Below are 14,035 nucleotides of genomic sequence, written 5' to 3' on the forward strand. Positions count from 1 at the left end.
GCCCCGACGGCAAAAGCGACGGGGCGGTCGAGGTTCACTGGGCCGGCACGTGGCCGAACAGATCCTGGGCAAAGCGCACGCGATCTTCGACGCTTTCCTGGACACCGTCTTTCGCCAGCTTTTCCAGGTGCGCCTCGATGGCGTGGGTGCGCTGGGTCAGGCCGCAGTCGTTGGCGATCTGGATGTTCAGGCCGGGGCGGGCGTTGAGTTCGAGGATCAACGGGCCCTTGTCCTGGTCCAGCACCATGTCCACGCCGATGTAGCCCAGGCCGCACAATTCATAGCAGCCGGCGGCCAGCTTCATGAAGCCGTCCCAGTTCGGCAGTTGCACGCCGTCCACCGCGTTGGTGGTGTCCGGGTGCTTGCTGATGATGTTGTTCAGCCAGGTGCCGCGCAGGGTTACGCCGGTGGCCAGGTCGACGCCGACCCCGATAGCGCCCTGGTGCAGGTTGGCCTTGCCGCCGGACTGGCGGGTCGGCAAACGCAGCATGGCCATGACCGGGTAACCCATCAGCACGATGATGCGGATATCCGGCACGCCTTCGTAGCTGATGCTTTTGAAGATCTGGTCCGGGGTTACCCGGTACTCGATCAGCGCGCGGTCGCGGTGGCCTCCGAGGGAGTAGAGGCCGGTGAGGATGCTGGAAATCTGGTGCTCGATTTCCTCGTGGCTGATGATCTTGCCCGAGACGGTGCGGTAGCGGTTCTCGAAGCGGTCGGCGATCACCAGGATGCCGTCACCGCCGGCGCCCTGGGCCGGCTTGATGACGAAGTCGCTGCGCCCGCCGATGATCTGGTCGAGTTTCTCGATCTCTTTCTCGGTGGAGATGATCCCGTACATCTCCGGCACATGGATGCCGGCCTGGATCGCCCGTTCCTTGGTGATGATCTTGTCGTCGACGATGGGGTACAGGTGGCGCTTGTTGTACTTGAGGACATAGTCCGCGTTGCGCCGGTTGATACCCATGATGCCCCGGGCTTCCAGGGCCTTCCATGTTTTCCAGAGTCCGAACATCAGGCGTCAGCCTTCACGAAAGCCTTGAAGCGAACCAGCTCCGTCAGGCGGTAGCCGCGGTAGCGACCCATCGCCAGCATGAAGCCCACCAGGATCAGCAGCACCGCCGGGAAGGTGAAGATGAAGTACACCAGTTCCGGCACGGTCATCAGCAGGTGCGCCAGGGAGGCGGCGAACAGGGTACCGATGGCGACTTTCATCGCATGGCCGCCGCCGCGCTCTTCCCAGGTGATCGACAGGCGTTCGATGGTCATGGTCAGAATCACCATCGGGAACAGTGCCACCGACAGGCCACGTTCCAGGCCCAGCTTGTGGCTGAACAGGCTGATGGCGGCGATCAGCACCACGACGAAGGTCAGTACCACCGACAGGCGCGGCAGCATCTGCAGCTTGAGGTGTTCAAGGTAGGAGCGTAGCGACAGGCCCAGCGCGGTGATCACGGTGAACAGCATGATGCCGAAGCCCAGCTGTGTTTCGCGGAAGGCCAGGGCGATCAGTACCGGGGTGAAGGTGCCGAGGGTCTGCACGCCGATCAGGTTGCGCAGGATCAGGATCACCAGCACGCCGATCGGGATCATCACCATGATCATGAAGGTCTGCTGGGTCTGCAGCGGCAGGCCGTAGAGCGAGTATTCGAGGAAGTCGGCGTCGGTGTTCTCGTCGGTCAGCTTGGCCAGGCGGATGGCGTTCATCTCGCTGTTGTTCAGGCTGAAGCTGACGCTGACTTTCTTGCCGCCGTCGACGGTGATCAGGTTGTCGTCACCGGTCCACCACAGCAGGCGGTCGCTCGGCAGGCCCTGCTCGCCGGTATCCGGGTTGAAGTACAGCCAATCGTTGCCGTTGAAGCTGCGCAGCCAGAGTTCCGGGGTCTGCGGCTGGTCGGCCACCAGGCGGATGGTTTGCACGCGTTCGAGCGGAACGTGGGCGATGGACAACAGCAGGTCGATGACCTTGGCCTTCTTCTGCACCGAGGTGTCACCGGCCAGCAGCAGCTTGACGTTGTCGTCGTTGAGATTGTTGACACGCTTGATGGTTTCGCCGACGAAGGTCTCGACGTCCGCCGAATGCTGGCGGATCGGCGCCAGCAGCGCTTCGGCAGCGATCTTCTCCGGGCCTTCCACGGGCAGGCTGTCGCGGAAGGTCGGGCCTTTGATCTTGGGCTTCTCGGTGCTGTAGCGCTTGGTCAGCACCAGGCGGTAGTAGAGCGTCTGGTTGCCGCTGGCGCGACGGGCCGACCAGGTCACCTTGCGGTTGCCGTCGACGCGGTTGACGCTCACGCCATAGTTGTTGGAGATGAAGCTCTCGTTGAGGCTGACGTAGTCACGGCTCAGCGGCGGCACGTACATCTGGACCTTGACCGGGTCTTTTGGACTGGCGACGAACTCGACCTTGGCGTCGATGTTCCACAGGTCGTCGGTTTCGTCCTCGGTCACCGGGATGCCCAGGAAGAAGATCTGATAAGCCGTGATCAGGATACCCAGCAGCACCAGTACGGTGATCAGGACTTTCAGATGAAGGGTAAGAGAGCGCATCGGGGTTACTCTGCGGTGTGAGCGTCAGTGGCGCAGGCGGGTTTGCCGGCAGCGTATTTAAGGCTTGGATCGACCAGCGCATCGAAGTGCTTGAGCGCCTCGGAGCCGATCAGCAACGGGTACTGGAAGGCGCTGCGATCGGTCAGGTTCACTTCGATGCTGCGCAGGGCGGTGCCCATGCAGATATTCAGGCTGATCACCGGACGGGCGGTGTAGCCCTTGCCCTCGTCCGGGTTGTAGTCGCCGGCGCGTCGCTTGATCTTGCTGACGCGCGCCAGAGGGCGTTCTATCGGGTGGGAATGAGCGGCGTCAATGGCCAGGTAGAAGCGTACCCAGGATTCGCCGTTACGCTTGAAACGCTTGATGTCGCGGGCGCTGAGGGAGGCGGTCTTGGCCCCGGTGTCGAGTTTGGCGGCGACTTCCAGGTTGATATCGGCAAGCCGGGCGTATTCGTTCAGGCCGTAGACGGTCTTGCCCGCCGCCTGGCCCAGGGCCGGTAGCAAACAGAGGCTGAGCAACAGTAGAAGGGGCGAAAGTCTCATAGATCCTGGCGCAATGCTGTGGGTGTTCAGGTCAAGGCCACTGGCAGTTCTGCGCAAGCTCCTCGTTGGTCTGACAGAAAAACATGACAGACACACTATCCATACCCCAAAGAGGCGGCGGCATTCTATCACGCTGGTATTCCGGCGCCAGCGGCGCAACTCAGACAACACGCGGTCCCTTGAAGTTCGTTCTTAGACGATTGTCGACAATATTGAATTTGTCTTTGACTGCAATGGCGTATTTAGCTAATTTCAGCGCATTGGATTTTCAAGGTGTCGACAATCATGCTGGACACAGCTCAAGCACCCAGCGTAACCCAGGATGACTCGGAAACCCTTTCCGAAAACGTCTTTCGACGCATCCAGGCCGCGATCGTCAAGGGTGAGATCGCCCCGGGCAGCAAGATCTCCGAGCCGGAACTGGCGCGCACCTACGGCATCAGCCGCGGCCCGCTGCGTGAGGCCATCCACCGCCTGGAAGGCCAGCGCCTGCTGGTGCGGGTGCCGCATGTCGGCGCCCGGGTGGTGTCACTGAGCCATGCCGAACTGATCGAGCTGTACGAGATCCGCGAATCCCTCGAAGGCATGGCCTGCCGCCTGGCCGCCGAGCGTATGAGCGTAGCCGAGATCGATGAGCTGCGCCGGGTGCTCGACACCCACGAGCGCGACGCCGCGTTCCAGGCCGGGGTCGGCTATTACCAGCAGGAAGGCGACTTCGACTTCCACTACCGGATCATCCAGGGCAGCGGCAACCGCACCCTGGTGCAGATGCTCTGCGGCGAGCTTTATCAGCTGGTGCGCATGTACCGCATCCAGTTCTCGGCGACGCCCAATCGGCCGCGCCAGGCCTTTACCGAACACCACCGGATTCTCGACGCCATCGCCGACCGTGACGGCGAACTGGCGGAACTCCTGATGCGCCGCCACATCGGCGCTTCCAAACGCAACATCGAGCGTCACTACCTGGACGCCACTAACCCACGAGGTGAGTCATGAGTCAGAAAAGCAGTCCCGGCCAGCGTTTTCGCGATGCAGTAGCTGCCGAGCACCCGTTGCAGGTTGTCGGCGCCATCAACGCTAACCACGCGCTGCTGGCCAAGCGTGCCGGGTTCAAGGCCATCTACCTCTCCGGTGGCGGTGTTGCTGCAGGCTCCCTCGGCCTGCCGGACCTGGGCATCACCGGCCTGGATGACGTGCTCACCGACGTGCGCCGCATCACCGACGTCTGCGACCTGCCGCTGCTGGTGGATGTCGACACCGGCTTCGGCTCTTCGGCGTTCAACGTCGCCCGCACCGTGAAGTCGATGATCAAGTTCGGCGCCGCCGCCATCCATATCGAAGACCAGGTCGGCGCCAAGCGTTGCGGCCACCGTCCGAACAAGGAAATTGTCTCGCAGCAGGAGATGGTCGACCGCATCAAGGCCGCCGTCGATGCCCGTACCGATGACAGCTTCGTGATCATGGCGCGCACCGACGCGCTCGCCGTGGAAGGTCTGGAAGCCGCGCTTGATCGCGCCGCCGCCTGCATCGAAGCCGGCGCCGACATGATCTTCCCGGAAGCCATCACCGAACTGTCGATGTACAAGACCTTCGCCGAGCGCGTGCGTGCGCCGATCCTGGCCAACATCACCGAATTCGGCGCTACTCCGCTGTACACCACCGAGGAACTGGCGTCCGCCGACGTCTCCCTGGCGCTGTACCCGCTGTCGGCGTTCCGCGCCATGAACAAGGCCGCCGAGAACGTCTACAACGCGCTGCGCCGCGACGGCACGCAGAAGAACGTGATCGACACCATGCAAACCCGCATGGAGCTGTACGACGCCATCAACTACCACGCGTTCGAGCAGAGCCTCGACGCCCTGTTCGCCCAGAAAAAAGCCTGACTCACATGATCCTGCAGGAGCGAGCTTGCTCGCGAAGGCGTCAACCAGGGCGCCGTGTCCTCAGGATCCGAAACACGATTAGCCAAAGCTTCCATAACAAATTCAAGAAAGGAGATATCCCATGGCCGAAGCAAAAGTACTCAGCGGAGCCGGCCTGCGTGGCCAGGTGGCCGGGCAGACCGCACTGTCGACAGTCGGTCAGGCTGGCGCCGGGCTGACCTACCGCGGCTATGACGTCCGTGACCTGGCCGCCAACGCCCTGTTCGAAGAAGTCGCCTACCTGCTGCTCTACGGAGAACTGCCGAACAAGGCCCAGCTCGCCGAATACCAGGCGCGCCTGAAAACCCTGCGCGACCTGCCGCAGGCGCTGAAAGAAGTGCTGGAGCGTATTCCGGCCAACGCCCATCCAATGGATGTCATGCGTACGGGCTGCTCGGTGCTTGGCACCCTGGAGCAAGAGCTGAACTTCGACCAGCAGCGTGACAAGACCGATCGCCTGCTGGCGCTGTTCCCGGCGGTGATGTGCTACTGGTATCGCTTCAGCCACCACGGCGTGCGCATCGACTGCACCAGTGACGAAGACACCATCGGCGGCCACTTCCTGCACCTGCTGCACGGCAAGAAACCGAGCGAGCTGCACGTCAAGGTGATGAACGTTTCGCTGATCCTCTACGCGGAGCACGAATTCAACGCCTCGACCTTCACTGCGCGGGTGTGTGCCTCGACCCTGTCGGACCTGTACTCCTGCGTCACCGCTGCCATCGGTTCGCTGCGCGGCCCGCTGCACGGCGGCGCCAACGAAGCGGCGATGGAGCTGATCGAACGCTTCCAGAGCCCGCAGGAAGCCGTGACCGAACTGCTGAAAATGCTCGAGCGCAAAGACAAGATCATGGGCTTCGGCCATGCCATCTACAAAGAGTCCGACCCGCGCAACGAAGTGATCAAGGGCTGGGCCAAGAAGCTGGCCGATGAAGTGGGTGACACCGTGCTGTACCCGGTCTCCGAAGCCATCGACAAGACCATGTGGGAGCAGAAGAAACTGTTCCCGAACGCCGACTTCTACCATGCCTCGGCGTACCACTTCATGGGCATCCCGACCAAGCTGTTCACCCCGATCTTCGTCTGCTCGCGCCTGACCGGCTGGGCAGCGCACGTCTTCGAGCAGCGCGCCAACAACCGCATCATCCGTCCGAGCGCCGAGTACACCGGCGTCGAGCAGCGCAAGTACGTGCCGATCGAACAGCGCTGATAAAGAGCCCGCCGCACCTGGCTCTGTTTCTGTAGGAGCGAGCTTGCTCGCGATGGCGATGAATCTGTCAGTGGGTTTGATCCCGCTGACGCTATCGCGAGCAAGCTCGCTCCTACAGGGCGGGGCAGGGCAGACAGGGTCTATCCACCGAACACCGTGACCGAGCCGACCTGACCATGAACACCGAATTCCGCAAGTCCCTGCCAGGCACCGGCCTGGACTATTTCGATGCCCGCGCGGCAGTCGACGCGATCGCGCCGGGCGCTTACGACCGGCTTCCCTACACCTCCCGCGTGCTGGCAGAAAACCTGGTACGCCGTTGCGATCCCGCGACCCTCAACGCGTCGCTGAGCCAGCTCATCGAACGCAAGCGCGACCTCGACTTCCCGTGGTTCCCGGCGCGCGTGGTCTGCCACGACATCCTTGGCCAGACCGCCCTGGTCGACCTCGCCGGCCTGCGTGACGCCATCGCCGACAAAGGCGGTGACCCGGCCCAGGTCAACCCGGTGGTGCCGGTGCAGTTGATCGTCGACCACTCGCTGGCCGTGGAATGCGGCGGCTTCGACCCGCAGGCGTTCGAGAAGAACCGCGCCATCGAGGACCGTCGCAACGAAGACCGTTTCCACTTCATCAACTGGACCAAGAAGGCGTTCAAGAACGTCGACGTGATCCAGCCCGGCAACGGCATCATGCACCAGATCAACCTGGAGAAAATGTCGCCGGTGATCCACGCCGAACGCGGCGTCGCCTATCCCGACACCTGCGTCGGCACCGACAGCCACACCCCGCACGTCGATGCCCTGGGCGTGATCGCCATTGGTGTTGGTGGCCTGGAAGCCGAGAACGTCATGCTCGGTCGCGCGTCCTGGATGCGCCTGCCGGAAATCGTTGGTGTCGAGCTGTCCGGCAAGCCGCAACCGGGCATCACCGCCACTGACGTGGTGCTGGCCCTGACCGAGTTCCTGCGCAAGCAGAAAGTGGTCGGCGCCTACCTTGAATTCCACGGCGAAGGTGCCCGCGCCCTGACCCTGGGCGACCGCGCCACCATCTCCAACATGGCCCCGGAATACGGCGCCACTGCGGCGATGTTCGCCATCGACTCGCAGACCATCGACTACCTGCGCCTGACCGGTCGTGAAGAGGAGCAGGTCAAGCTGGTCGAGACCTACGCCCGTGAAGCCGGCCTGTGGGCTGACAGCCTGGTCAATGCCGAATACGAGCGCGTGCTGCGTTTCGACCTGTCCAGCGTCGTGCGCAACATGGCCGGCCCGTCCAACCCGCATGCCCGCGTCGCCACCAGCGACCTGGCGGCCAAGGGCATCGCCGGTGCCTGGGAAGAGGTGCCGGGGCAGATGCCGGACGGCGCGGTGATCATCGCCGCCATCACCAGTTGCACCAACACCAGTAACCCGCGCAACGTCATCGCCGCCGGCCTGCTGGCGCGCAATGCCAACAAGCTCGGCCTGGCCCGCAAGCCGTGGGTCAAATCGTCGCTGGCGCCGGGTTCGAAGACCGTCGCCCTGTATCTGGACGAAGCCGGCCTGACCGACGAACTGGAACAGCTTGGCTTCGGCATCGTCGCCTTCGCCTGCACCACCTGCAACGGCATGTCCGGTGCACTGGATCCGCAGATCCAGCAGGAAATCATCGACCGCGACCTGTACGCCACCGCCGTGCTGTCGGGTAACCGCAACTTCGACGGACGTATCCATCCATACGCCAAGCAGGCGTTTCTCGCTTCGCCGCCGCTGGTGGTGGCCTACGCCATCGCGGGCACCATCCGCTTCGATATCGAGAAGGATGTGCTGGGCGTGGTCGACGGCAAGGAAATCCGCTTGAAGGATATCTGGCCGAGCGACGCGGAAATCGACGCGGTGGTCCGCGCCTCGGTGAAGCCGGAGCAGTTCCGCCAGGTCTATATCCCGATGTTCGCCATCGAGGAAGACAAGGGGCCGAAGGTTCCGCCGCTGTATGAATGGCGCGAAATGAGCACCTACATTCGCCGTCCGCCGTACTGGGAAGGCGCCCTGGCCGGTGCGCGCACGCTTACCGGCATGCGCCCGCTGGCGGTGCTGCCGGACAACATCACCACCGACCACCTGTCGCCGTCCAACGCCATCATGCTGGACAGCGCCGCGGGCGAGTACCTGGCGAAAATGGGCCTGCCGGAAGAGGACTTCAACTCCTACGCGACCCACCGTGGTGACCACCTGACCGCTCAGCGCGCCACCTTCGCCAACCCGAAACTGTTCAACGAGATGGTGCTGGAAGACGGCAAGGTCAAGCAGGGTTCGCTGGCCCGGGTCGAGCCGGAAGGCAAGGTCACCCGCATGTGGGAAGCGATCGAAACCTACATGGAGCGCAAGCAGCCGCTGATCATCGTCGCCGGTGCCGACTATGGCCAGGGCTCGTCCCGCGACTGGGCGGCCAAGGGTGTGCGTCTGGCGGGAGTCGAGGCCATCGTCGCCGAAGGCTTCGAGCGCATCCACCGCACCAACCTGGTCGGCATGGGTGTCCTGCCGCTGGAGTTCAAGCCGGGCGTCGATCGCAAGACACTGGGGCTGGACGGTAGCGAGCTGTACGACGTGGTCGGCGAGCGCACCCCGCGGGCGACCCTGACCCTGGTCATCACCCGCAAGAACGGCGAGCGCGTCGAAGTGCCGGTGACCTGCCGCCTGGATACCGCTGAAGAAGTGTCGATCTACGAGGCCGGTGGTGTGTTGCAGCGCTTTGCCCAGGACTTCCTGGAAGGCGCGGCCTGATATCGGCACGGCGCGGGCAGTGATGTTGACTGCCCGGGCCTTATCGCTGGCAAGCCAGCTCCCACAGGTACGGTGAACGCCGCACCTTGTGGGCGCTGGCTTGCCGGCGATTGGGGTTTCACCTATTGAACTGACAGGACAAATCCATGGCGCATGTACCCCAGATCAAAATCCCCGCCACCTACATCCGTGGCGGCACCAGCAAGGGTGTGTTCTTCAATCTCCAGGACCTGCCCGAAGCCGCGCAACTGCCCGGCGCCGCCCGCGATGCGCTGCTGCTGCGGGTGATCGGTAGTCCCGACCCCTACGGCAAGCAGATCGACGGCATGGGCGGGGCGACCTCCAGCACCAGCAAGACCGTGATCCTGTCCCGCAGCATCAAGCCGGAGCACGACGTCGATTACCTGTTCGGTCAGGTGTCGATCGACAAGGCCTTCGTCGACTGGAGCGGCAACTGCGGCAACCTCTCGGCGGCGGTGGGCTCTTTCGCCATCAGCGCCGGCCTGGTCGACCCGGCCCGCGTCCCGGCCAATGGCGTCGCCACCGTGCGCATCTGGCAGGCGAACATCGGCAAGACCATCATTGCCCACGTGCCGGTCACCAACGGCGAGGTGCAGGAAACCGGTGATTTCGAACTCGACGGCGTGACCTTCCCGGCGGCCGAGGTGCAACTGGAGTTTCTCGATCCGGCCGCCGATGAAGACGACGGCGGCGGGGCGATGTTCCCCACCGGCAATCTGGTCGATCAGCTTGATGTGCCGGGTGTCGGCAGCTTCGAAGTGACCCTGATTAACGCCGGTATCCCGACAATCTTCGTCAACGCCGAGGCCATCGGCTACAGCGGCACCGAGCTGCAGGACGCGATCAACGGCGATAACGCGGCCCTGGCCCGTTTCGAAACCATCCGTGCCCATGGCGCGGTGCGCATGGGGCTGATCAAGCACATCGATGAAGCCGCGGGCCGGCAGCACACGCCGAAAGTCGCTTTCGTGGCGCCGCCGGCGGACTACCTGTCGTCCAGTGGCAAGCAGGTGAAAGCCGGTGATATCGACCTGCTGGTGCGGGCGCTGTCCATGGGCAAGCTGCACCACGCCATGATGGGCACCGCGGCCGTTGCGATTGGTACGGCGGCGGCGATTCCGGGAACGCTGGTCAACCTCGCGGCCGGTGGCGGCGAGCGCGAAGCGGTGCGCTTCGGGCATCCTTCCGGGACCCTGCGGGTGGGTGCACAGGCGCAGCAGGTGGGCGGGCAGTGGACCGTGACCAAGGCGATCATGAGCCGCAGTGCGCGGGTGTTGATGGAAGGGTGGGTGCGGGTGCCGGGGGATTCGTTCTAAGGCATTTTTCGCAGGCTTCGGCTTTGAACAGCGGTGTCCGTCGAGAGGCGGGCACCGTTTTTTTGTTTCCGGGGCTGCGTTGTGGGCCCGTCGCGAAGGACCGCGTAGCGGTCCTGAAATCATCAATCACGAATGCAGCAGACATAAAAAAGCCCCGCTTTTCAGCGGGGCTTTTTCAACGCAGGTTCTGCTTAGATCTGAACAGCGGCGATCTTGGCGTTCGCGGCGACTTCGCGGAACTCGGCGATCTGGTCGAAGCTCAGGTAGCGGTAAACGTCGGCAGCCATGCTGTCGATGTTCTTCGCGTACTCCATGTACTCCTCGACGGTCGGCAGCTTGCCGAGGATCGAAGCGACCGCGGCCAGTTCAGCCGAAGCCAGGTACACGTTGGTCGCGTCGCCCAGGCGGTTCGGGAAGTTACGGGTCGAGGTGGAAACCACGGTCGAACCGGTCTGTACGCGAGCCTGGTTACCCATGCACAGCGAGCAGCCTGGCATTTCCATGCGCGCGCCAGCCTTGCCGTAGATGCCGTAGTAGCCTTCTTCGGTCAGTTGGTGAGCGTCCATCTTGGTTGGCGGAGCCAGCCACAGACGGGTAGGGATGCCACCCTTGACCTTCTCCAGCAATTTACCGGCAGCGCGGAAGTGACCGATGTTGGTCATGCACGAACCGATGAACACTTCGTCGATCTTCTCGCCCTGTACGGTCGACAGCAGACGGGCGTCGTCCGGGTCGTTCGGCGCGCAGAGCACAGGTTCCTTGACGTCGGCCAGGTCGATTTCGATGATTTCGGCGTATTCGGCGTCAGCATCGGCAGCCAGCAGCTCAGGGTTGGCCAGCCAGGCTTCCATGGCTTGCGCGCGGCGCTCCAGGGTGCGTGGGTCGCCGTAGCCTTCGCCGATCATCCAGCGCAGCAGGGTGATGTTGGAGGTCAGGTACTCGGCGATGGCTTTTTCCGGCAGCTTGATGGTGCAACCCGCGGCGGAACGTTCGGCCGAGGCGTCGGACAGCTCGAAGGCTTGTTCGACGGTCAGATCGTTGAGACCTTCGATTTCCAGGATGCGGCCGGAGAAGGCGTTGATCTTGCCCTTCTTCTCGACGGTCAGCAGGCCTTGCTTGATCCCGTAGTAAGGGATGGCATGAACCAGGTCACGCAGGGTGATGCCAGGTTGCAGTTTGCCCTTGAAGCGAACCAGGATCGACTCCGGCATGTCCAGCGGCATGACGCCGGTGGCAGCGGCGAAGGCGACCAGGCCGGAACCGGCCGGGAACGAGATGCCGATCGGGAAGCGGGTGTGCGAGTCGCCGCCGGTGCCGACGGTGTCAGGCATCAGCATGCGGTTCAGCCAGCTATGGATGATGCCGTCGCCAGGACGCAGGGACACGCCGCCACGGGTGCGGATGAAATCCGGCAGGGTGTGGTGGGTGGTGACGTCGATCGGCTTCGGATAGGCGGCGGTGTGGCAGAACGACTGCATGACCAGGTCAGCGGAGAAGCCCAGGCACGCCAGGTCTTTCAGCTCGTCACGGGTCATCGGGCCAGTGGTGTCCTGGGAACCGACGGTGGTCATCTTCGGCTCGCAGTAGGTGCCCGGACGAACGCCGGTCACGCCGCAGGCCTTGCCGACCATTTTCTGCGCCAGGGTGTAGCCCTTGCCGGTGTCGACAGGCTGCTCTGGCTTCTTGAACAGGTCGGAAGCGCCCAGGCCCAGTTCGGTACGGGCTTTTTCGGTCAGGCCACGGCCGACGATCAGCGGGATACGGCCGCCAGCGCGGACTTCGTCCAGCAGGACTTCGGTTTTCAGCGCGAAGTTGGTGACCAGTTCGTCGCTACCGTGACGGCGTACTTCGCCTTTGAACGGGTAGACGTCGATGACGTCGCCCATCGCCAGGTTGGTGCAGTCGAATTCGATCGGCAGGGCGCCGGCGTCTTCCATGGTGTTGTAGAAGATCGGGGCGATCTTGGTGCCGAAGCAGAAACCACCGGCGCGCTTGTTCGGCACGTACGGGATGTCGTCGCCGAAGAACCACAGCACGGAGTTGGTTGCGGATTTACGCGAGGAACCGGTACCGACCACGTCACCGACGTAGGCGACCGGGAAGCCCTTGGCTCTGACCGCTTCGATCTGCTTCAGCGGACCGACCGAACCTGGTTGCTCTGGCTCGATGCCGTCACGGGCCATTTTCAGCATGGCCAGGGCGTGCAGCGGGATATCAGGGCGCGACCAGGCGTCTGGAGCAGGGGACAGGTCGTCGGTGTTGGTTTCGCCAGGCACCTTGAACACGGTCAGGGTGTATTTCTCGGCGATGGCAGGACGGGTGGTGAACCACTCGCCGGCAGCCCAGGAGTCCAGTACAGCCTGGGCGTGCGCGTTGCCGGACTTGGCTTTTTCGGCCACGTCGTGGAAGGCATCGAACATCAGCAGGGTGTGCTTGAGCTGTTCGGCCGCGACGGCGCCCAGTTCGGCGTCATCCAGCAGCTCGACCAGGGTGGCGATGTTGTAGCCGCCCTGCATGGTGCCCAGCAGCTCGGTGGCACGCTTGCGGTCGATCAGAGGGGATTTGGCGTCGCCTTTGACGATGGCGGAGAGGAAAGCGGCCTTGACGTAGGCGGCTTCGTCGACTCCCGGCGGAACGCGGTCGGTGATCAGTTCAACGAGGAAGGCTTCTTCGCCGGCCGGCGGGTTTTTCAGCAGCTCGACCAGGCCTGCAGTTTGTTCGGCGTTAAGCGGCTGGGGAACGATACCCAGGGCTGCGCGCTCTTCGATATGTTTGCGGTAGGCTTCAAGCACAGTTATTACCCTCATCAGTGGTCCCAAATGGGTGTCCGGGACGCTCATCCAGAAAATCCGCACTCATGCGCAAATACGGCTTTTTGGGCCGCGTAGCCAGAGTTGCAGGAAATCCTTACAGAAGCTGCTTTCAAAGTTTTACGCCTGCAGAACGGGGAGCTGATGAGGGCTGGCACGGGACATTCACAGGTGAATCTCCCGAGCCAACGCCGTTCTACCGGATAACTGTGCTCGTGACGCTTTGAAAACAGCTTCTAACGGACATTTGGCGCCTTAAAAGGCCGGGTGATTCTACGGCAAATTCAAAATAAAGGTAAGGCAGCGGCGAAGACTTTAGCGGGTGACCCTCGTTAGACAAAGGGCTAACATGGCCGTCTGTTCCGTTGCCATGCTGTCGATTTGCCCATGTCCAATCAGTCCATCAAGACGCCTTGCGTCGGCCTCTGTTCCACGGTTTACGGGGATCTGGTGTGCCGCGGCTGCAAGCGATTCCACCATGAAGTGATCCACTGGAACGGCTACAGCGAGGATGAAAAACGCGCGGTGTGGTTGCGTCTGGAGCAACTGCTGGTCCAGGTGATGACCGCCAAGCTGGAGGTTTTCGACGCCGGGCGGCTGCGCCAGCAACTGGAGCAGCGCAAGATCCGCTACGTCCCCCATCAGTCCGAATATTGCTGGGCCTACCAGTTGATCGCCCGCGGCGCGCGGGTGATCCGCGAGCTGGAGGCCTACGGGCTGGTGTTGTTGCCGGAGTTTCGCGAGTGGGAATTGCCGGAGCTGCGGGATGCCATTGATACCGAGTTCTTTCTTCTTTCTGAAGCCCACTACCAGCGGTATATCGCGCCGGGTTTCTTGAAGGATGCGTTGGGTTAGTCCGTTTCGGCCTCATCGCTTGCCAGTGATGAGGCCCTCAAGGTTTCCTC

General features: G+C 63.0%; 10 protein-coding genes. 6 read left to right on the top strand and 4 right to left on the bottom strand.

The window, feature by feature from the left end; all coding sequences use genetic code 11:
* Positions 1 to 34 precede the first annotated feature (34 nt).
* The 3 genes from NTD88_RS02110 to NTD88_RS02120 are packed head-to-tail and all read right to left on the bottom strand — an operon-like array spanning position 35 to position 3,089.
* Positions 35 to 1,015, bottom strand: coding sequence for an alpha-L-glutamate ligase-like protein (locus tag NTD88_RS02110; protein ID WP_095157784.1), 981 nt, complete (start codon positions 1,013 to 1,015; stop codon positions 35 to 37).
* On the bottom strand, positions 1,015 to 2,547 hold the full coding sequence (locus NTD88_RS02115; RefSeq protein WP_095157782.1) for an inactive transglutaminase family protein: 1,533 nt from the start codon (positions 2,545 to 2,547) through the stop codon (positions 1,015 to 1,017). Before NTD88_RS02115 ends, NTD88_RS02110 begins: the two co-directional genes overlap by 1 nt.
* A gap of 5 nt (positions 2,548 to 2,552) precedes the next feature.
* Entirely contained in the window at positions 2,553 to 3,089 is a 537-nt protein-coding gene (locus tag NTD88_RS02120) for an ATP-dependent zinc protease (RefSeq protein ID WP_095157781.1), read from the bottom strand.
* Between the two features lie 285 nt (positions 3,090 to 3,374).
* On the opposite strand from NTD88_RS02120, the gene NTD88_RS02125 reads away from it, so the two are divergent.
* The 5 genes from NTD88_RS02125 (at position 3,375) to prpF (ending at position 10,320) form a co-directional block, all read left to right on the top strand.
* Positions 3,375 to 4,085 (top strand): GntR family transcriptional regulator, encoded by a 711-nt coding sequence (locus NTD88_RS02125; RefSeq protein ID WP_262154215.1) that lies wholly within the window; start codon positions 3,375 to 3,377, stop codon positions 4,083 to 4,085.
* The gene (gene prpB, locus NTD88_RS02130; RefSeq protein ID WP_095157777.1) at positions 4,082 to 4,972 is read left to right on the top strand and encodes a methylisocitrate lyase; all 891 of its coding nucleotides are present in this window, start codon (positions 4,082 to 4,084) and stop codon (positions 4,970 to 4,972) included. Before NTD88_RS02125 ends, prpB begins: the two co-directional genes overlap by 4 nt.
* Positions 4,973 to 5,093: 121 nt before the next feature.
* Positions 5,094 to 6,221, top strand: a complete 1,128-nt coding sequence (gene prpC / locus NTD88_RS02135; protein ID WP_262154216.1) for a 2-methylcitrate synthase — start codon at positions 5,094 to 5,096, stop codon at positions 6,219 to 6,221.
* Between the two features lie 176 nt (positions 6,222 to 6,397).
* Entirely contained in the window at positions 6,398 to 8,983 is a 2,586-nt protein-coding gene (gene acnD, locus NTD88_RS02140; protein ID WP_262154217.1) for a Fe/S-dependent 2-methylisocitrate dehydratase AcnD, read from the top strand.
* A gap of 146 nt (positions 8,984 to 9,129) precedes the next feature.
* Positions 9,130 to 10,320, top strand: a complete 1,191-nt coding sequence (gene prpF, locus NTD88_RS02145; RefSeq protein WP_262154218.1) for a 2-methylaconitate cis-trans isomerase PrpF — start codon at positions 9,130 to 9,132, stop codon at positions 10,318 to 10,320.
* A gap of 191 nt (positions 10,321 to 10,511) precedes the next feature.
* Here the strand turns inward: prpF and acnB are convergent, their stop codons facing one another.
* Positions 10,512 to 13,112 (bottom strand): bifunctional aconitate hydratase 2/2-methylisocitrate dehydratase, encoded by a 2,601-nt coding sequence (acnB, locus tag NTD88_RS02150; protein ID WP_095157769.1) that lies wholly within the window; start codon positions 13,110 to 13,112, stop codon positions 10,512 to 10,514.
* A 405-nt stretch (positions 13,113 to 13,517) separates the two neighbouring features.
* Between acnB and NTD88_RS02155 the strand changes: the two genes are divergently transcribed.
* Positions 13,518 to 13,985 (top strand): DUF1289 domain-containing protein, encoded by a 468-nt coding sequence (locus NTD88_RS02155; protein ID WP_095157767.1) that lies wholly within the window; start codon positions 13,518 to 13,520, stop codon positions 13,983 to 13,985.
* Positions 13,986 to 14,035: the final 50 nt, after the last annotated feature.

The organism is Pseudomonas sp. 20P_3.2_Bac5 (assembly GCF_025466035.1).
Taxonomy (GTDB): Bacteria; Pseudomonadota; Gammaproteobacteria; order Pseudomonadales; family Pseudomonadaceae; genus Aquipseudomonas.

Excerpts from the sequence above, each read along its gene's own strand:
- NTD88_RS02110 (WP_095157784.1), bottom strand. The coding sequence starts at position 1,015 with ATGTTCGGACTCTGGAAAACATGGAAGGCCCTGGAAGCCCGGGGCATC.
- NTD88_RS02115 (WP_095157782.1), bottom strand. The coding sequence starts at position 2,547 with ATGCGCTCTCTTACCCTTCATCTGAAAGTCCTGATCACCGTACTGGTG.
- NTD88_RS02120 (WP_095157781.1), bottom strand. The coding sequence starts at position 3,089 with ATGAGACTTTCGCCCCTTCTACTGTTGCTCAGCCTCTGTTTGCTACCG.
- NTD88_RS02125 (WP_262154215.1), top strand. The coding sequence starts at position 3,375 with ATGCTGGACACAGCTCAAGCACCCAGCGTAACCCAGGATGACTCGGAA.
- prpB (WP_095157777.1), top strand. The coding sequence starts at position 4,082 with ATGAGTCAGAAAAGCAGTCCCGGCCAGCGTTTTCGCGATGCAGTAGCT.
- prpC (WP_262154216.1), top strand. The coding sequence starts at position 5,094 with ATGGCCGAAGCAAAAGTACTCAGCGGAGCCGGCCTGCGTGGCCAGGTG.
- acnD (WP_262154217.1), top strand. The coding sequence starts at position 6,398 with ATGAACACCGAATTCCGCAAGTCCCTGCCAGGCACCGGCCTGGACTAT.
- prpF (WP_262154218.1), top strand. The coding sequence starts at position 9,130 with ATGGCGCATGTACCCCAGATCAAAATCCCCGCCACCTACATCCGTGGC.
- NTD88_RS02155 (WP_095157767.1), top strand. The coding sequence starts at position 13,518 with ATGTCCAATCAGTCCATCAAGACGCCTTGCGTCGGCCTCTGTTCCACG.